At 65.3% G+C, this 18,610-nt stretch carries 16 protein-coding genes; 2 read left to right on the forward strand and 14 right to left on the reverse strand.

Translation table 11 applies throughout. The annotated features are described in order from the left end of the window. Positions 1-266 precede the first annotated feature (266 nt). The 11 genes from arsS to K8I04_15160 all read right to left on the reverse strand — a co-directional run bounded on the left by arsS (position 267) and on the right by K8I04_15160 (position 12,158). The gene (gene arsS, locus K8I04_15110; GenBank protein MBZ0073044.1) at positions 267-1,229 is read right to left on the reverse strand and encodes an arsenosugar biosynthesis radical SAM protein ArsS; all 963 of its coding nucleotides are present in this window, start codon (positions 1,227-1,229) and stop codon (positions 267-269) included. A 30-nt stretch (positions 1,230-1,259) separates the two neighbouring features. Beyond that, positions 1,260-1,907, reverse strand: a complete 648-nt coding sequence (locus tag K8I04_15115) for a methyltransferase domain-containing protein (GenBank protein ID MBZ0073045.1) — start codon at positions 1,905-1,907, stop codon at positions 1,260-1,262. After that, on the reverse strand, positions 1,908-2,804 hold the full coding sequence (locus K8I04_15120; GenBank protein ID MBZ0073046.1) for an alpha/beta hydrolase: 897 nt from the start codon (positions 2,802-2,804) through the stop codon (positions 1,908-1,910). A gap of 22 nt (positions 2,805-2,826) precedes the next feature. After that, a complete protein-coding gene (locus K8I04_15125) occupies positions 2,827-3,798 on the reverse strand; it encodes a hypothetical protein (GenBank protein MBZ0073047.1) in 972 nt (323 codons plus the stop codon). Further along, positions 3,798-5,159: a hydroxylamine oxidoreductase gene (locus K8I04_15130; GenBank protein ID MBZ0073048.1), complete on the reverse strand. Its 1,362-nt coding sequence runs from the start codon at positions 5,157-5,159 to the stop codon at positions 3,798-3,800. The genes K8I04_15125 and K8I04_15130 overlap by 1 nt, the downstream gene beginning before the upstream one ends. Next, complete coding sequence (locus tag K8I04_15135; protein MBZ0073049.1) at positions 5,156-5,572, reverse strand: hypothetical protein; 417 nt, start codon at positions 5,570-5,572, stop codon at positions 5,156-5,158. The genes K8I04_15130 and K8I04_15135 overlap by 4 nt, the downstream gene beginning before the upstream one ends. Then, positions 5,569-8,073, reverse strand: a complete 2,505-nt coding sequence (locus K8I04_15140) for an FAD-dependent oxidoreductase (GenBank protein ID MBZ0073050.1) — start codon at positions 8,071-8,073, stop codon at positions 5,569-5,571. Before K8I04_15140 ends, K8I04_15135 begins: the two co-directional genes overlap by 4 nt. Before the next feature lie 129 nt (positions 8,074-8,202). Beyond that, positions 8,203-9,366: a cysteine desulfurase gene (locus K8I04_15145; GenBank protein ID MBZ0073051.1), complete on the reverse strand. Its 1,164-nt coding sequence runs from the start codon at positions 9,364-9,366 to the stop codon at positions 8,203-8,205. 3 nt (positions 9,367-9,369) lie between these two features. Continuing rightward, positions 9,370-10,161 (reverse strand): sulfite exporter TauE/SafE family protein, encoded by a 792-nt coding sequence (locus K8I04_15150; GenBank protein MBZ0073052.1) that lies wholly within the window; start codon positions 10,159-10,161, stop codon positions 9,370-9,372. A gap of 37 nt (positions 10,162-10,198) precedes the next feature. After that, positions 10,199-11,167 carry a VTT domain-containing protein gene (locus K8I04_15155; GenBank protein ID MBZ0073053.1) on the reverse strand — a complete coding sequence of 323 codons (969 nt, stop codon included), beginning with the start codon at positions 11,165-11,167 and terminating at the stop codon, positions 10,199-10,201. 133 nt (positions 11,168-11,300) lie between these two features. Continuing rightward, a complete protein-coding gene (locus K8I04_15160) occupies positions 11,301-12,158 on the reverse strand; it encodes a sterol desaturase family protein (protein MBZ0073054.1) in 858 nt (285 codons plus the stop codon). Between the two features lie 104 nt (positions 12,159-12,262). Here K8I04_15160 and K8I04_15165 point away from each other — a divergent pair, with 104 nt between their 5' ends. Next, entirely contained in the window at positions 12,263-12,928 is a 666-nt protein-coding gene (locus K8I04_15165; protein ID MBZ0073055.1) for a metalloregulator ArsR/SmtB family transcription factor, read from the forward strand. Positions 12,929-12,947: 19 nt separating this feature from the next. Here K8I04_15165 and K8I04_15170 read toward each other — a convergent pair whose 3' ends face one another. Continuing rightward, the gene (locus tag K8I04_15170; protein ID MBZ0073056.1) at positions 12,948-13,178 is read right to left on the reverse strand and encodes a hypothetical protein; all 231 of its coding nucleotides are present in this window, start codon (positions 13,176-13,178) and stop codon (positions 12,948-12,950) included. A 107-nt stretch (positions 13,179-13,285) separates the two neighbouring features. After that, positions 13,286-13,672, reverse strand: a complete 387-nt coding sequence (locus K8I04_15175) for a YbaN family protein (protein MBZ0073057.1) — start codon at positions 13,670-13,672, stop codon at positions 13,286-13,288. A 587-nt stretch (positions 13,673-14,259) separates the two neighbouring features. Between K8I04_15175 and mprF the strand changes: the two genes are divergently transcribed. Then, positions 14,260-16,914 (forward strand): bifunctional lysylphosphatidylglycerol flippase/synthetase MprF, encoded by a 2,655-nt coding sequence (gene mprF / locus K8I04_15180; GenBank protein ID MBZ0073058.1) that lies wholly within the window; start codon positions 14,260-14,262, stop codon positions 16,912-16,914. Positions 16,915-17,057: 143 nt separating this feature from the next. On the opposite strand, the gene egtD is transcribed toward mprF, so the two are convergent. Then, on the reverse strand, positions 17,058-18,020 hold the full coding sequence (gene egtD, locus K8I04_15185; protein MBZ0073059.1) for an L-histidine N(alpha)-methyltransferase: 963 nt from the start codon (positions 18,018-18,020) through the stop codon (positions 17,058-17,060). Positions 18,021-18,610: the final 590 nt, after the last annotated feature.

The following is an 18,610-nucleotide window of genomic DNA, read 5'->3' on the forward strand; positions in this document are numbered from 1 at the left end:
GACCGGTAGGGTGCGTCGAGGCGCAGCCTGACGCACCAGGTTCCGCGCCACGGTGCGTCGCTGGCGCCGACGCACCCTACACGATCGGCCCCTCACAGGCACAGGACGGGCCAAACATCTGCCACAAGAACACACGAGCAGGCACGAAAGAGGTCGACCTGACGGATTTTACATTCCGTGTACTTCCGTGTGTTTCCGTGGCCATCAAGATTTTTCCGTACGCTTCCGTGGCTACTACGTCCTTTGAACCGTGGTGCCCGCGTGCATCACGCGGGCGGGTTGAGCGCACCGCCGCAGCTCGCACCCTGGCCGGCGGTGCAGCCGTAGCAGTGATCGGCGACCGCGATCGCGGTGCCTTCCAGCGCGGCGCCGATCAGCTCGCGGAGGTGCCGGCGGCGGCCGCCCAGGCCGACACCGAGCATCTGGTTGAAATCGCAGTCGTAGACCTGACCCTGCCAGTCGATACTGAGCAGCGAGCGGCACATCACGCCAGCGAGATTCTCGGCGCGGTGCGCCCCGCGCAGCAACGCCATGTAGTCGCGGAACTCGCCCCGCGACACCAGCGTGCTGCCGAAGCGCTGGATGGGCATGTTGGCGAGTACGTAGAGCCGGTTGAATTCCACGCCCGCGCGCGCGCGCAGCTCGCGGCGGTAGTCGCCCTCCAGGGCGTGCTGCGCCGGCGGCAGCATCGGCCCACTGGGGTTGTACATGAGGTGCAGCAGCAGACCGCTGTCCGCACGACCATAACCGAGCGCATTGAGACGCCGCAGTCCGCGCAGGCTCGCAGCATACACGCCCGTGCCCCGCTGGCGGTCGACGTTCTCCTGCAGATAGCAGGGCAGCGAGGCGATGACCTCGACCTGCTGCGTGGCAAGAAATTCCGCCAGATCTTCCTGCCCGGGCTCCTCCAGAATGGTGAGATTGCAGCGGTCTACGACCTGCACCCCGAGCTCGCGCGCCGCCGTGACCAGCCTACGGAAATGCGGGTTCAGCTCCGGCGCACCACCGGTGAGATCCAGCACGCGGACACCGGCCGTCCGCATGAAGTCCAGCACCAGTGCGATGTTCTCCGCGTTCATGGACTCGCGCCGTGTGGGGCCGGCGTTCACGTGACAGTGCAGGCAGGCCTGGTTACAGCGGTAGCCGAGATTGACCTGCAGCGTTTCCAGCCGGTTGCGTCGCAAGGGCGGAAAATCAGTCTGCTGCAGTAGCGGCAGGGTTGCATGCATGCGTGTGGTCTCCGGTGGTTCGTCGATGCATCAGGTCTTGTGGAGCGCCACCGCGAGGAAGCCGCCCCAGCTGGCCGTAGTGGGTATGTGCGGTTCGATCCAGCGCGCACAACGGCCACCGCCGGGGAAGAATACGGCACTGCCGAACGACAGTCGCGGCCGCGGTTGCAGACCGGCGCTCCAGCGTATCACGTCGGCCGCGCGATCCCAGCGCGCGCCCCGGTAACCGCCCTGCCCCTGCTCGCGGTGATAGAGCAGACTGCGGCGGTTCAACAATCCCAGTACCACACCGCGACGACAGACCCGCCAGAGTTCGGCCAGTGCCTGCGCGGGTGGCTCCACGAAGCACAGACTGGTCACGGCGGCGGCATAATCGAAGCTGCCCGCGTCGAACGGCAGTGCCAGCGCACTGCCGCGGACGGCCGGCAGCTCCGGGGCACTGTGGCGCGCGACCCCGAGCATGGCGGCATCGATGTCGAGACTGACGACAGCCAGCCCCGCCGCGGCGAAGCGCCGGCTGAACTCGCCCGTACCGCTGCCCACGTCCAACAGCGTCCCCGGCACCACCGGTCGCAGCAGCGCCAGCATCAGCGCGTCTTCGAGCGCGGCGATCCAGCGACCGCGGGCGCTGCTGTACCAGGCCGCGTAGCGTTGCGCGGCCGCGGGCGTGAGGTACATCTACAGCGTATCGATGAAGCTGCGGGCGGCCTCCACCACGTCGTCCGCGTACAGATCGCGGAAGAAGTGGTCTGCTCCGTCGATGACCTCCAGGCGGATGCGTTGGCCGTCGGCCAGGGGCCCGACCTTCTCCGCCACGTCCGGGACGACCTCGTCGGCGCTTCCGGCGATGACCAGCACCGGCACATCAATGTCACCGAGCAGGATGGGCGTGTCCAGACGGTGGTCGGGGGTGTAATAGGACGTGAAGGTCCGTGCCTGGACCTGGGCATCGGCACAATAGAGAAAGCCGGTCGGCTCCAGCCAGGTATCGCCCTTGCCGGTGTCGACCCGTTGCTGCGCCGACGTCAGTACGGCGGCCAGTTCCGTCGCGTAGCGCTGGCGGTACTCCGCATTGGCAGCGGCCTCGCTCCAGGTCGCCGGCGCAATCAGCACCACCCCGCGGACGGCCGGCTCGGGGCGTTCGGCCGCGAACCACGCGGTCTGGTTGCCGCCGCGCGAATGTCCGACCAGGATGATCTCCCGCACGCCCTGCGTCTTGAGCCAATCGCGCCACAGGCCGATCTCGTCCAGTGCATCCGTATGCTGATGGGTATGCGGCACGGCGCAGTCGTACATGCCCTCACGATCGTCCAGGCCGAGGCTCAGGGTGATCGCGAGTGAGCTGATGGCCTGTTCGGCGAACAGATCCTGGAGGGTCGCGATGATCTCCATGCCGTTGTGCCCCAGGGTGCCGTGGGTGATCAACAACACCGGCCCGTCCTGCCAGCCCTCCTGTGCGGCCGCCAGATTCGCGTTCAATGTCAGATCGCCGTGCTGCAGCTGCACATTCTCGGCCTGCACCGTGCCGGCGATGCACACCAGCGCCAATATCCAGGAACCCAGTCTTGCCATCATGGCACGCTCTCCTTGTGGAATCTCACTGCGAAGTACTACTCGTCAAGGGATTGGACGCCGGCGGGTGCGCGTCCATTCCCACTGCGTCGGCCTCCCGGCCGGCAGCAGCCATTTCCCGAATGCGTCGCAACCGGCTGACCTCGCCTTTGATACGCAGCAGGTCGCCGTCCAGGGCCGCCTGTCCATGCCACCATTGATAATCGGGCGACTGATGGCCGACACCCAGCCCCACGTTCTGTACATGCCGCCCCATCCGCGCCAGTACGGCCAGTGCCTGCGCCAATTCCATATCCGTATGTTCGTCCCGGGTGGCCTCGACCAGGCTGTGCGCCTCGCGCTGCTTCATCCGGGCGATGCCCAGCATGCGCTCCCCGCCCTCGCCCAGCCGGCCGACGTAGCGCGGTGCGTGGCAATCGTAACAGACCGCGTTCATTGCATCACGGGCCCGCTGGGCCACGTCCGACGCGGGCTCCGTAGCGTGCGGCACGATCCGGCGCCGCGTATCGTGTTCAGCGGTGTGCAGATGGCAGTAGGCACAGCCGGGCGCGCGGTAGTTGGCGCTGCACAGCGGCCGCGTCCAGTCCCAATGCGGGGCCTCCAGCTTGACGATCACGCCGTGCTTGGAGGTCGCATAGCTGTGCGCCACCGGCGCCTGTGTCCCGCCGTGACAGCCGCTACACGTCTGATCGTGGCGCGCCTTCACACCGCCGTCGTGGACCGCGCCATGGCAGTCCATGCAACTGGCGCCGCCGGAGCCATGGCCGCTGCCCCGCCATGCCGCCACCAGCGCCGGCTGTATCGCCGCATGGCAACTGACGCATTGCCCGGCATCGGCCACCGGTCCGCCGGGGCGCTCGGCGGCCTGCGCAGGACCGCCGAGCAGCACCAGTATGACCGCGCAAGCGCCCCAGCGGCGGCCACGGCGGCGCGCCGCTGACCACGCCTGGCCGAGCGCATCCGCATCACGGGGCCTGCCGCGCACGTCACGGACCATCAGTTGTGTACCCGGTTGTACGACGTGTATTCACCGTCGATCCAGAAATCCCCGGGATCGGCCCGTCCGCCGGTGCGCTCCTGTTCGGCCTCGCCCAGGGTGCGCAGAGTATCGGCGGCGATCAGCAGCGCGGCGAGATCCTCATCCAGACGGTGGTGTGCGGCGGCGGCATACTCCGGTGCAGAATGCGCCGCGCCCTTGTAGGCGGCGAGATTGTCGAAGTACCACATCTCGAAATAGTCGCGCTCGATCGGCGAGACATTGTAGAAGGCCGAGGATTGCCCCTCCATATAGCCGATGCGCGCCCGTGGCCAGAGGCTGTCCAGCCAGTCCGTGGCATAGGGTGGCCGCTCGCCGGCACCGGGGTGCAGCAGATCGTCACGACGCAGTGCCTTGAGTACATCTTCCGCCGCATACAGTTTGCTCCAGGCCCGTGTGCGCTCCGCATCCAGGCCACGCAACTGCTGCGCCGACCACTGCGCATCGTGGCAATCGCTGCACACCTCGATCCAGGCACGGCGCTTGACCTCGTTGCTGGAGGTGAGCGGATTGACCTGCTGCAGGCCGAACTTCCAGATGGTCTTGTCCGCCACCTGATGCTTACCCTCCCGCATGTGGCAGTAGGCACAGGTCGGGGTGCGGTAATTGCCCTTGGTGAGTGGCTTCGACCAGTCCCATTTGACACCCTCGGCCAGGTAGATCTGGCCGTGCAGCGAGTGGAAGTAGGTCTCGTCGTCCGGGTGCGGTGGCCCGCTGTGACAGGTGATGCAGGCCTCCGGCCGGCGCGCCTCGGCGGCGGAGAATTTGTGCCGCGTGTGGCAGGAGTCGCACTTGGTCGCCACCGAATGACACTGGATACAGGCCTGCACCTCGGCCTTGGGCTTGTCGACGAAATGTTTGGCGTCCACGGCCCGCTCCATGGCCAGGGCATGACTGGGGAAGCCGAAGCGCTTCTCATCCTCGAACTCGGCCACGCGCCCGGGGTGGCAGCCGGCGCATACCTGGGGCGTAGGCATGTGCAGCGCACTGTGATCGCTACCGTGACAACTGTTGCAGTACACCGGTTCGCCGTGGCTGCGCCGGCGTGCGTGCAGGCTGGCCTGCCAGTCCTTGACGATACCCGGCGTCACGCCCTCATGGCAGCTCACGCACTGCTTGCCGTCGAAGCTGCCGCTGACAGTCTGCACAGAATCGTAGAAGCGCTCGGGATGCCAGTAGGCGGCCACCGGCTCGGGTTCCCACAGGCGCGAATACAGGCCGGCACCGGTGCCGCCCTTGCTCCAGGCGACATAGGCGTAGCCGGCCGGCACCAACAGCGCGATCAGCGCCAGGGTGATCCAGATGTACCCAGGTCGCTTCATCGTCCGCCCCTGTCATGACGTCCCGGGCGCAACGAGTTCCACCAGTGCAATGGATCATATTGGCTGGATTCCCGCCCGCGCCGGCGTGCCCACCAGCGCCACAGTCCCAACCCGGCCAGTGCAAAAAACGGTGTCAGCCAACCCAGCCGTCCCGGGCCGTGCTGCGGTACACCGGCACCGGTCGGAGTGACCCCGGTCGACGCCACGCCAGCGCCAGCCTGTGAATCGACCGCCAGCCGATCGTCATCAGCGTGCCCGTGCAGCTCCGTCAGCGTGTCCGGATCGAGGCAGTGCGCCGTGTCGTGATGGCCGCTGCAGAAGTCCATGCCGGCCCATTCGTGGCTGGCCTGGGCCGCAGGTATGACCAGGAACCACAAGAGGCCGGATATCGCTATGGCCGCCGCGCGCCTCATGCGCCCTCCGCGGGCGCCGAGGCGCGCGCCGCCACCGTCTGCAGGGTGACCGCGGCGCCATAGCGGGGTCGTGGGGTCAGCGCGCGGCGCGCCTTTTTCCATAGACTGGAATCATCGAGGATCGCCTCGGCGGCGCGGCGACCGGCCGCCAGTGCCGTGACCACCAGATCCGGGCCATGCGTGTTGTCGCCGCCCGCGAAGATACCCGGCTGCGACGTCCGTCCGGCGGCATCGATGCGGATCAGACCCTCGGTATCCGTGGCGATGTCGAGTGTGGCCAGCCAGTCGGGTGGATCGGCGGCGACACCGAAGGCAAAGACGACCGCATCGCAGTCCAGTCGCCGCTCGCCGGCGGGCGTCGCGCAACGCAGGCCGTTGACCTGGTCATCGCCCTCGATGGCGAGCGGGGTATGCTCGAACAGAAATTCCGCCCCCTCGTCGCGGGCGGCCCCGGCCTCGCGTGGTGCGGCGCGCAGTCGCTCTTCCGCGCCGCGATAGGCGACCCTGACCGCCGCGCCCAGGCGCAGTGCGCTGCGCGCGCAATCCATCGCCGTATCGCCACCGCCCAGCACCACGACGCGGCGGCCCTGCAGTGTCATGGCACCGGTCTGTGCCGCGCGCAGAAAGCCCAGCCCGTCGTACACGCCGCTCAGGGCGTGCCCCGGCAGATCCACCGGATGCGGCCGTTGCGCACCGGTGCCGATGAACACGGCGGCATGACGCGCGCGCAGGGCGCGCACCCGCGGCGCATCGACCGCGACGCCCAGGACGAATTCGATACCCAGTCCGCGCAGCACCGCCTCGCGCCGTGCGAGCACCTCCGCTTCGAGCTTGAAAGGCGGCACACCGCTGACGAGCAGACCGCCGATGTGCGGCTCGCGGTCGTACACGCGGACCGTGACGCCCGCGCGTGCCAGGCGTTCGGCACAGGCGAGCCCCGCCGGCCCCGCACCGATCACGGCGACGGAAAGGGTATGGCGGCGGAAGCCACGGAACGACACGGAAGACTTGGCTACCGGTCCTGAATCATTGCGTGTCGTTCCGCGGCTTCCGTGGCGAGTGTTTTTCCGTTCGTCTGCGCGGGCCGGCCGCCAACCCTGCGCCAGCGCGTGATCGGTGATGGCCCGCTCGATGGCGCCAATGGCGACGGCATTGCCATCCGGCGCCAGGGTGCAGCCGCCCTCGCACAGACGCTGTTGCGGGCACAGCCGGCCACAGATCTCCGGCAGCGGGTTGGTGGCATGCGCGATTCCGGCGGCGCCGATGAGGTCACCGCGCGCGGCCGCCTGCAGCCAGTCGGGGATCCGGTTGGACAGGGGGCAGGCACTGCGGCAGCCGGGTACGCCGCAATCGAGGCAGCGCGCGGCCTGTTCCGCGATCCAGGCGCTGGCCGGCGGCCGCTGGATCTCGTCCCAGTCGCCGCGGCGCGCGGCCGCCGGACGCGTCTCCAGATCACGGCGCGGTACCGGCGTGGCGGGGGCGCGCTTGAGCAGATGGCTGGCGTTCTGCACCAGCCCGGGCCGGAACAGATTGCGCACGTCACGGATTTCCAATGCATCCGTGGGGCAGGACACCACGCAGCGCGCACAGCCCATGCAGTCCTCCAGCCCGGTGACACGTCCGTGCGCCTTGCCCTGCTCCCAGACCGGGATGCCCATGTCGCAGACCTCTTCACACCGGCGGCAGTCGTTGCACTTGTCGGCGTCGAGTTTCAGGTCGTAGAAGCCGGCATGATTGAGCAGTCCGAAGGTCGCCCCATAGGGACAGAGATAGCGGCAATAGAAGCGATTGCCCACCACGGGGGCGACGAAGAACGTGCCGAAATAGGTCAGCCCGACCAGCGCGTAGAAGCCGCCGACGAAGCTCACCGTCCAGGCGCTGGGGGGATACTGGGTGACGACCATCACGCCGACGTAATAGGCGAAGAAGAACCACTTGCTGTGGTGCAGCCGCCACGCCCATTTGCCGCGCACGGTGCGGTCGCGGAAGGCGAAGCCGACGGTCTCGCGGATACCCACGCACGGGCAGTTGAAGCCGCAGATCACCCGCCGGCCGAACAGGAACACTGCCGCCAGGACCAGGAAGAAGGTGATCGTGCCGGGCACGTGCAGCGCCGGGAACACCGGTTGTCCCCACAGGTAGCCGACGTAGGGTTCGTAGAACGGCGTCAGCCAGGGGATCAGCCACCAGAACACCGTGACCATGGCCACCAGGATGATGAATCGTTTGCGGGTGTAGGGATTGCGCTCGGCGGCGATGCGCCAGATACCGAAGCCGAGGATCAATGCATACTCGGTATAGCGGTTGAGCCAGATGGGATTCTCGAACAGCATCAACCAGCTCTCGTTCAGCCAGCCGACGAATGCCAGGGTGAAGGCGATCATGCTGAGCCACTGTATGGCCGCGCTGTAGCGTCCGGGCAGCGAGTCCTGCTGCGTGGCGGCGAGCGGCCGCGGCAGGTAGTGGATGGGCTGTTCCAGCTTCATCTCATGCGCAGTCATACCACCTCACTTGTGACGACCAGCGCGTCACGCGGTGTGCTGTCCCCGGTTCCGACCGTCAGCATCTGCAGCGAGCCGCGCCCGCTGCCCGGTCGCGGCGGCCCGTTCGGATGCTGATGGCGATGTACTTCATAACCCAGCGCTGCCTGCGGCGCGCGTTGCACCGTCCCGCCAGGCGGCGATCAGCGCCCTGGCCGCCCGGTCCGTATCCTCGTCACGGGTCATGCGCCCGAGCGACAGGCGCACCGCGCCCTGCGCCCGTGCGGGTGACACGCCCATCGCACCCAGGACGCCGCTCACGGCGATAGCATCCGCGTGACAGGCCGACCCCACCGACGCGGCCACATCCGCCTGTGCCCGCGCCAGCAGTTCGCGACCACTGACCCCGGGGAAGGACACATTGAGTGTGTTCGGCAGACGGAATTCGGGGTGGCCGTTGAGCGCGAGCCCGGGGATCGCCGCCGCCAGCGCCGTGTGCAGGCGCTCACGCAGCGTGCGGAGGTGCGCGGCCTCGTCGTCCAGCGACTGTGCCGCCAGCTGCGCCGCCGCACCGAGCCCGACCAGTGCCGGCACGTTCTCCGTCCCCGGCCGCAGACCGCGCTCATGGCCGGCTCCGACCAGGACCGGCTCGATCGCTGTACCGGTCCGCACGTACAGGGCGCCCACACCCTTGGTGGCGTAGAACTTGTGCCCCGCCAGCGTCAGCAGATCCACATCCAGAACGTCCACCGCCACCGGGATCTTGCCGACGGACTGGGCGGTGTCGGTATGCAGCACGATGCCGCGCGCCCGGGTGAGGGCCGCGATCTCCGCCAGCGGCTGAATGCTGCCGACCTCGTTGTTGGCATGCATCACGCTGACCAGCACGGTGTCGCTGCGCACGGCTGCGGCAACCCGGTCGGGATCGACGCGACCGTACTGGTCCGCCGGCACCACGGTCACCTCCCAACCGGCACTGCGCAGGTGCTCACAGGGTGCGATTACGGAGGGATGCTCGACCGCGCTGGTGACGATATGTGCGCCGCGCTGACGCAAGGCCTGCGCCACGCCGCGGATGGCCAGGTTGTTGGCCTCGGTCGCGCAGCCGGTGAAGACGATCTCTTCCGGCCGGGCGCCGATCAGTACGGCGACCTGCCCGCGTGCCACCTCCACCGCAGTATGTGCGGACTCGCCATAGCCATGTGCCGAGGAGGGATTGCCGAAATGCTCCCGCAGATAGGGCAACATCGCATCAACGACACGCGCATCGACCGGCGTCGTGGCGTTATAGTCCAGATAGACCGGTGCGGACATGGTCTACACCAGATTCCGGATGAGGATATAGGTGGCGACCAGGATCAGGAACACGCCGAAGCTGCGCTTGAGTCGCTGCTGCTCCATCCGCTGGCCGATCCAGGCACCCAGGAAACTCGCGGCGACGGCGACTGCAGTGAAGCCTGCCAGCAATGGGTAATCGATCGATACGGCACCGGCATAGCCCGCAAAGCCGGCGGTGGACTGAAAGGCGACAATGCTGAGCGAGGTGCCCACGGCACGCTTCATCGACAGCCCCGACAGCAGTACCAGCGCCGGCACGATCAGAAAGCCCCCACCGACGCCGACCACCCCGGCCAGCATCCCCACCAGGACGCCATGGGTGGCGATGCGCAGATAGGGGAAATGGGTAGCATCACCGCTTTCGCATGCACTCACGGCGAGATCACCCACCGCGAGCGCGCCCACGGAACGGCGCGGTGGCGGTGCCTTGAGCATGCGCCAGGCAGCGACATACATCACCAGCGCGAACAGTGTGAGTTGCAACACGACCGGCAGCACCACACCCAGCCGTGCGCCGCCATAGGTGCCCACTGCACCGAACAGGCCGAAGATCAGCGTGACGCGCAGATTGACGTTACCGCAGCGCCAGGACTGGATGGCCGCGATGGTCGCGGTGATGGCGATGATGCCGAGGCTCATGGCGATGGCGGACTTCGGCTCGACATGCAGCAGATACAGCAGTGCCGGCACGGTCACGATCGCACCGCCGCTGCCCATGATACCGAGCAGCAAGCCGGTCGCCGCCCCCGCGATCAATACGAACAGAATCATCGTTCACCCCCATCGACTGCGGCTGACTGTGCCACCGTCAGCAGCGCTCCACCGGGTAGCCGTGCCGGTTCCAATCGGTCATGCCCAGGCGGGCGACGACCACGTTTGAAAACCCCTGCTGCGCGAGCAGCTGTGCCGCAGTCGTCGACATACGATCGGTACGACAGACCGTGACGATGGGTCTTTCCTGATACGCATCCAGTTCGTGCATGCGCGCACCCAGCTCGTTCAGCGGGATGTGCGTGGCACCGGGGATATGTCCGAGCTCGCCGCGGTAATCGTCAGATGCGCGCACGTCCAGCACCAGCACGTCCTCGTTGGTGTCGAGGCGGCGCTTGAGTTCAGGGATCGCGAGCATCGGCGGCTTGCGCAGCCGGCCGATCAGCCGCGGCAGGAAGGCGACCGCCGCCAGCAGCGCGAGTGCCAGCAAGCCCTTCTGGATCAGGCCCTCGCCGCCGGCGACGGCCTCGCGGCCGGCGTAGCCGAGGTAGGTGTAGGCGATTGCGCCCGGCAACATGCAGATGTAGCTGGCGATGACATACTGGAGCAGCGGGATGCGCGTCAGGCCCAGCGCGTAGTTGAGCAGATTGAATGGGAACAGCGGCACCAGACGCACGAAGGCGACGAAGCGCCAGCCCTCCTCCTCCACCCCGTGGATGAGCTGTTTGAGGCGCCCGCCGGCACGGCTCGCCACCCACTCCGAGGCGAGATAACGCGATACCAGGAAGGCCAGCGTCGCGCCAAGCGTCGCGCCGGTGAGGTTGTAGAAGGTGCCGAACACCGGCCCGAAGAGGGCGCCACCGGCCAGGGTGATCACCGACCCGGGCAGGAACAACACCGTGGCCACGGCATAGATCAGTATGAACAGCAACGGCGCCGCGGGTCCCGCTTCTTCCGTCCAGGTCGCCAGCGCCTGGGCATCGAAGTGGTCACGGTACAGCACCGCCAGCACGACGCCGGCGAGCAGCACGACGGACAACAGGATGCGCAGTACTTTTGCGTTCATGCTGAAAAACTCATTTCGGCCACGGCAGCACGCGGAAGAACCCGCAAGGCACCGCCAAGGCCCCTTTTTGCCACGAAGAAAATCCTGGTCCGTGTTTTCCCGTGTGCTTTCGTGGCGCCTGCAGGTTTTGGATTCATGGCTTGATGTCCCATGAACGGCGGTTGATGACGTATTCGCTGATCCTGCCGACAAAGGGGATCGCCAGCATGCCCGTGAGCCAGGAGCACCATCTGCTATCGCGGAAGGTCCGGATGCCGATGGTCATGCCCTCGTGGCCGGCGCGCGGCTGGGCACGGTAGGTACCGAACAGGCGGTCCCACCAGGGCAGATTGAAACCGAAGTTGCTGTTGGTCTCGTCGTCGTCGATCGAGTGGTGCACACGGTGCATGTCCGGCGTCACCACGAACAGACGCAGCACCCGATCGACAGCGATCGGCATACGCACATTGCTGTGGTTGAACATGGAGGTCGCGTTCAGCAGGATCTCGAATACGATCACCGCCAGCACCGGCGGGCCGAGCAGCGCGATCACCGCGAACTTGATGCCCATCGACAGCAGGATCTCCAGCGGGTGGAAGCGTGAGCCGGTGGTGACGTCGATATCCAGATCAGCGTGGTGGACGCGGTGCAACCGCCACAGCAGCGGCACGGCGTGCACCATGACGTGCTGCAGCCAGATGAAGAAGTCCAGGATGATCACCGCCGCGAGCACCGCCAGCCAGTACGGCGGCTGCAGATAGTTGATCAGCCCCCAGCCCTGCTCGCGCGCGAACAGCGCCATGCCCACCGCGGCCGTGGGGAACAGCACGCGCAGCAAAAAGCTGTTGAAGAACACCAGGCCGATGTTGTTGCCCCAGCGCAGCCACTTCTTCTCGGTGAGCCGCCGCCGCGGCGCGGCCAGTTCCCACACCGCCATGACGGCGAAGATCCCGAAGAAGAAGCCCAGCCGGACGGATATCTCGTGGGCGCGTATGACCTGTTCGAACTCCATCTCTCATCCTCGCCAGGGTTGCAGGCCCGCCCCCGGGGCCTATAATAAGGCAATACTTATATGTTCAATTGATTGCTTGAATACACTAGCCGGGGGACCCCTGCATGTCAAGCGGAAATGTGAAGCACGACTTATTTGCCCAGTTCGCCCGCATCGGCAAGGCCCTGAGCAGTGCCAGCCGCCTGGAACTCATCGAATACCTCGCCCAGGGCGAGCGCAGTGTGGACGCGCTGGCCCAGGTCTCGGGGCTGAGCGTCGCCAACACCTCCCAGCATCTGCAGCAGTTGCGCCAGGCGGGGCTGGTCGCCCCCCGTAAGGACGGGCAGCGTGTCTATTACCGCTTGTCGGGGGACGACGTGGTGTCGCTGCTCGACGGCCTGCGCCGGGTGGCGGACCGTCACCTGGCCGAGGTCGCGCAGTTGGTCAGCGCCTATCTCGATACCAAGGACAACCTCGAACCCGTACCTGCCGCCGAACTGCTGGCGCGGGTGCGCAGCGGCGAGATCACTGTCCTGGATGTGCGCCCGCCGGAGGAATTCGCCGCCGGGCATCTGCCGGGCGCCATCAACATCCCGCTGGGCGAGCTGGAGTTGCGGCTGGGCGAGCTGCACCCCGACCGCGAGGTGGTCGCCTACTGCCGCGGACCCTATTGCGTGCTGGCCTTCGACGCCGTCGCACACCTGCGTCAGCGTGGCCTGCAGGCCCGCCGCCTGGAAGACGGTTATCCGGAATGGAAGGTCGCCGGCCTGCCGGTGGAGTCGTCCGGCTAGCCGGGGGGCAGGCTGTGTCTCAGGCGTCGCTGTCGTGCGACAGGAGGCCTTTCAGCCGGGTGGTACCGATGACGTGGAGCACCACCGCGCAGCTGCCGAAGAAGAAGGCCGATGCCATCAGGCTGGCGTGGATGGGATCCATCTCCATGCGCGGCTCGTAGACGAAGGCGGTGATCCCGAACGCTACCGCGGCCACGCCACAGAGCATGGCGATCAGACAGGTGATCTTCTGTCCGAAGGTCTTGGTCATGATACGTCCTCCAGCCACGGCCTCTTCGGGCTGTCATGGGCCGCGTCGGCGCCGCAGTATGCGCGGCGCAGTACGCCAGATGTGCAAATCAGTCCACTGCCGAAGGTCTAGGGATTACGGCCCACACGGTCCGGCTCACGCGGCGTCGGCCGGGTGAGCAGGAACACCGCAATGGCGGTGAAGAACAACCCCGCGCCGACGGGCACCCACGCCGCCTCCATGTGCCAGACGAGCAGCCCCCAGCTGAGCAGCAGCGTGATGACGGCGAGCAGCTTGGCCCGTGCCGGCACGGCCCCCTGCTCCCGCCAGGCCCGCAGCGGCGGACCGAGCTGCGGATGTCCTTCCAGCCAGGCGTGCAACCGGGCCGAGCCGCGCGCCCCCGACCAGGCCGCGACCAGCAGAAAGGGCACCGTGGGCAGGCCGGGCACGACCACACCGACCAGGGCCAGGCCGACACAGATATACGCAAGAACAGAGAAAGGCCAGCGTCGCATAGTTACAGTGGGACAACCGGATTCCGGCAGTGGTTCAACACGTCACCGAGGGTAGCACAAAGCACGCGCGGGCGGGGTTCAAGCCCGGGGCGCAGCTGCGGGATCTGCGCGGTAGAACGGCTCTTCAAGGCCATGGCCGGCAGATCCTGGCTGCGACTACGGACCCGTCGTTTTTTCTTTGGGCGTGCGGTGAGACACAGAGGGGATATCATTGCTGTCCCATAAACCCCAAAAACCATATTGGCCACGGAAGCACACGGAAAAACACGGACAAGATCCTATGCCGCACACAGCAGCCCACGTCACCCACCAGGTGCTGAGGCAGAGTTTCTGCGACAAGGTTCCTTCAGTGTCTTCCGTGTGCTTCCGTGGCTGACGTGAGTTTTTTGGAAAATACAAGCCCGCGGTGGTGGCTACCATGACCAGATGGGCAATGCCTGTCCGGCCCATGCGCTGTACTTGCGGCCACTATAATTCAAGGCGATGCCAGGGAAAAATGACACCAGCCCAACCGGATGAGCACCCACAAACAGAACGATCCGTCAGCGCCTGCCGGATACGCGGCGGCCGCCATCCACGATGCAGCGATGACTGAATCGTCGCGGCCGATCCGTTGGCTGGGACGTGCGCTCCCCCTGGCGATCCTCCTACTCGTCGGCATCCTTGCCGCCCGTGAGGTACGCGGACTCGACCTTCATGCCATACGCTCCGTGCTGGGCGCGCTCTCCCTGCCCCAGCTGCTGCTCATCCAGGGCCTGGCACTGACCGGGGTACTGGTGATGAGCCTGTATGACTGGCAGGCCGCCCGCAGCATGGCGATACGGATTGCACCACGCACCCTGGTCGTGAATGCCTGGATCGCCAATGCGTTCAACAATCTCATCGGCTTGTCCGGCCTTGCCGGCTCGGGTATCCGTATGGTGCTGATGACGGGTGATCGGGTCGACGCCCAGCGTGCCGCGGCGTTCGCGGCGCTGATCATGGTCTCCGTACCTGTCGGGCTCGCCGTTCTGTGCTGGGCGCTGCTGCTCGCTGGCGCACCGGACCTCAACGGGTTACCAATACCTGCCTGGACCGCCTGGTTGGCACTCGGGGCCTTTGCAGTCTATCCACTGGCATATGTCTTCCTGTTGCAGCGTGGTGCACTTACGCGTGTGCTGCGTGGGCTCGCCCCCCAGTCCTTGCATTCGCTCCTCACCATGATCGCGATCTCGACACTGGACTGGCTGCTGGCCGCCAGCGTGGCATGGGTGGCGCTGACATTCAGCGGCGCGCCAATACCCTGGCTACATTTCCTGTTCGGCTTCGTGCTGGCATCCAGTCTCGGTATCCTCAGCTTGATCCCGGGCGGACTGGGCGTGTTCGATACGGCGCTGGTCATCTTGCTGGCACCCTTCGTACCGGGGCCGGAACATATCGTTTCCGGGCTTCTCCTGTATCGCCTCTGCTATTACCTCGTGCCCTGGCTCATCGCCGTCTATCTGGGTTCAGACAAGTTGATGCTGTCGGAGCAATGGCAACACATGGCGCTGGCGCGTTTGTGGCAGGAAAACCGCCTTCTGGAGCTGTTGCGGCTGCCACTGAACCTGATGGCCTCACTCGGTGTGCGGGCGCTGGCCTACCTCAGCTTCGGCGGTGGCATCGTGTTACTCGTCTCTGCCGCATTCCCGGCGCTGCAGGATCGCCTCACGGTACTGCGGGCTTATCTGCCGCTGGCCGCCATCGAGATCTCGCATCTCTTGTCCGTTATTGCCGGCGTACTGCTCATCGCGCTTGCGCGCGGTATTGCCGGTCAGGTGCGCAGCGCGTATACCCTGACCCAGATCCTGCTTCTCGGGGGGGCATTCTTCACCTTCCTCAAGGGCATCGATTACGAAGAGGCGATCGTCCTGCTGCTGGTCGCACTGCTGCTGCACCGGCAACGCAGCCGTTTCTATCGTGACAGCTATCCCCTGTTGAGCCCACGCAGCCTGATCTGGCTGGTCGGCCTGATCTGCAGTGTCATCGGCTTTGCCTGGCTGGGGGACTGGGTGCACGGCAATATTCCGCTTGGCTGGCATCATCTCGCACGATCCGGGGCCAGCCTGGAGGCACCGCGCTTCGCGCGCGGCCTGCTGGCGGCCGCAGGCGTCGCCGCGGCATTCATCGGCTGGTCTTTCTTTCAGCGTCCGAAGATCGTGCCGACCGGGATCGACAGGCAGGCCCTGGTCGAGGCTGAAACGATATTGAACCGGTTCGGCGGCAGCGAATTCGCGCACCTGGTGTTTCTCGGTGACAAGTCTCTGCTCTGGTCGCCGGACCGCACGGCATTCATCCAGTATGGAATGATTCGCGATCGTTTGATCGCGCTGGGCGACCCCTGCGGCAATCCGGCGGCCTTCGACACCGTACTCATCGCATTTCGTGACTATGCCGACCGCCACGGGTTGACACCCTGCCTCTATGAAGTGAGTGAAGCGCACCTGCACCACTATCACGATGCCGGCTTTGCCCTGTTCAAATTGGGCGAGGCCGCGGTGGTCGAGCTGGCGGACTTCACCCTGGAGGGGAAACGTGGTGCCGCGTTACGGCACAGCATCAACCGGGCCAAACGGAGTGGTGCGGAATTTGCGTTACTCGAACAACCACTCGATGAACCGCTCTGGGCGACCCTGCGCGCCCTCTCCGATACCTGGCTGGCGGCACGCGGTGCGGCTGAAAAAGGCTTCTCACTCGGAAATTTCAACGAGGCCTATCTGCGTCGCAGCCCCATCGCGATCATCAAGGTCAAGGGGCAGGTCGTCGCCTTTGCCAACCTGATGCCGGATTATGGCCGGCGTGAAGAACTGAGCGTCGACCTGATGCGCCATTACCCGGATGCGCCACCCGGCACGATGGACCTTCTGTTCGTCGAACTGATCCTGTACGCACGCACCCAGGGTTATACCGCTTTCAACCTGGGCATGGCGCCGCTCGGTGGGGTGGGCGAGACGCGCTACGCGCGTGCGGGCGAGAAGATCATGCGACTGGCCTTCGAGTACGGTAATCGTTTCTACAACTACAAAGGGCTGCGTGACTTCAAGGAAAAATTTCACCCCAGGTGGCGCAGCACCTATTTCGCCTATCCGCTACTCACCGCACTTCCACCCTTGCTGATGGACAGCGCCGCATTGATTGCCGGTGGTTACCGGCGAATACTGTTCAGGTCTGACCCGAAGGATGCTTGCTTAAACCCTTCTTGGCCACGGAAGCACACGGAATGACACGGAAACCAAACTGCGGTGCATGACCCTGGGTTTACCCACTGAATTATTTCCGTGTTGTTCCACGTGCTTCCGTGGCCATTGTCCCAAGGCACCGGCTTGCGTACATGCCATCAGGCTTGGTGGGCTTTTGCAGAGGCCCCTTAACCGGTAAGGCGGTAATACTGGACACTGAACCACTCCTGCGCATCCATCCAGACCTGATCCAGGCTGAAGCCGGCAGTCCGGGCCAGTGCACTGAATTCCGCGACCGTGTATTTATAGGAACTCTCGGTATGGATGGATTCATCCCTCCGGAACCGGAAGCGATGGCCGTCGATGCCAACCGTCTGATCCCGCAGGCTCACGAGATGCATCTCGACCCGTCCCAGGACAGGGTTATAAAAGGCCTCGTGCCTGAAACCGGCGAGATCGAAATCGGCGCCCAGTTCCCGGTTGATACGGGTCAACAGATTCAGATTGAACGCCGCCGTAACCCCCTCCCGGTCGTTATAGGCGGCATGCAGCAGTGCCGGGTCTTTTTTGAGATCGATGCCGATCAGCAGACCGCCACCCGCACCCACTGTCTCCGCCAGCACCTTGAGAAAATTGTCGAGATCCGCTGGTTCGAAATTGCCGACACTGGAACCGGGAAAGAAGATCACCCGGCGACCCCGGTCGGGAAGCACCGGCAGGCCTTGTCCGGCCGTGAAATCGGCACACGCGGCCCGCACTTCCAGCCACGGGTATTCCGCGGCCAGCCGCCTGGCGGACTCGCGCAGATAGCGTTTGGAGATATCCACCGGCATGTAGAGGCGTGGTACCAGCGGCCCCAGGAGTTCGCGCACCTTGACGCTGTTGCCGCTGCCCGGTTCGATGAGCAGGCAGTCGGACCCGACACGGTCCGCAATGGCCTGGGCGTTGTCATGCAGGATGGCGATCTCGGTGCGGGTGGGATAGTACTCTGGCGTGGCACAGATGCGATCGAACAGCTGCGAACCCCGTTCGTCATAAAAAAACTTCGGCGGGATATGGCGCGGGTGGTGTGACAGACCGTCGATCACCTCCTGAAAAAAATCCGCAGGCTGGGGATGTTGGTCATGAAAGGAAAATGCGGCTGTGGCCATGATGTATCCCCTGTAAGGTTCATGGCACTTCCTTAAGCCATCCAACCATTCCTGGCCACGGAAGCACGTCTCGAGAAGGTCAGAGGCCTGGATTTCGGCCTCCATCGAAATGACGAATCACTCAGGGCGTTATGACGAATCGCTCAGCGCGTTCCGGATAGGACTGTGCCTCACTAGCTGTCCCAAAAACCCAAAAACCACATGTGCCACGGAAGCACACGGAAAAACACGGACAAGATCATATGCTTCATTGAGCAGCCCACGTCACCCGTCAGGTGCTGAGGCGGAGCTTCTGCGACACGGTTTCATTTCAGTGTCTTCCGTGTCCTTCCGTGGCTGAATTCAGTATTTTTAGAGAAAAATCATTGGTCAGCAATGACTGAGCGTGTTGGTACATGCGCACCTGAGCATGCGACGCCGGGCCAGCCCTCGGCTCCCGCCGGCGTCGCGGCCATGGCTGCAAAGTAACAGTATAGACAACCATCCGCGGATGGCAGGATGAAAATCCCATGCAGAATATCTGCTTGGACAACCGTTCCGGGCGCCGGTATTCGCCCTGATAGTGATCTATTTTATCGGTAGGATTCGAC

This window comes from Gammaproteobacteria bacterium (assembly GCA_019911805.1).
Classification (GTDB): domain Bacteria; phylum Pseudomonadota; class Gammaproteobacteria; order Thiohalobacterales; family Thiohalobacteraceae; genus JAHJQQ01.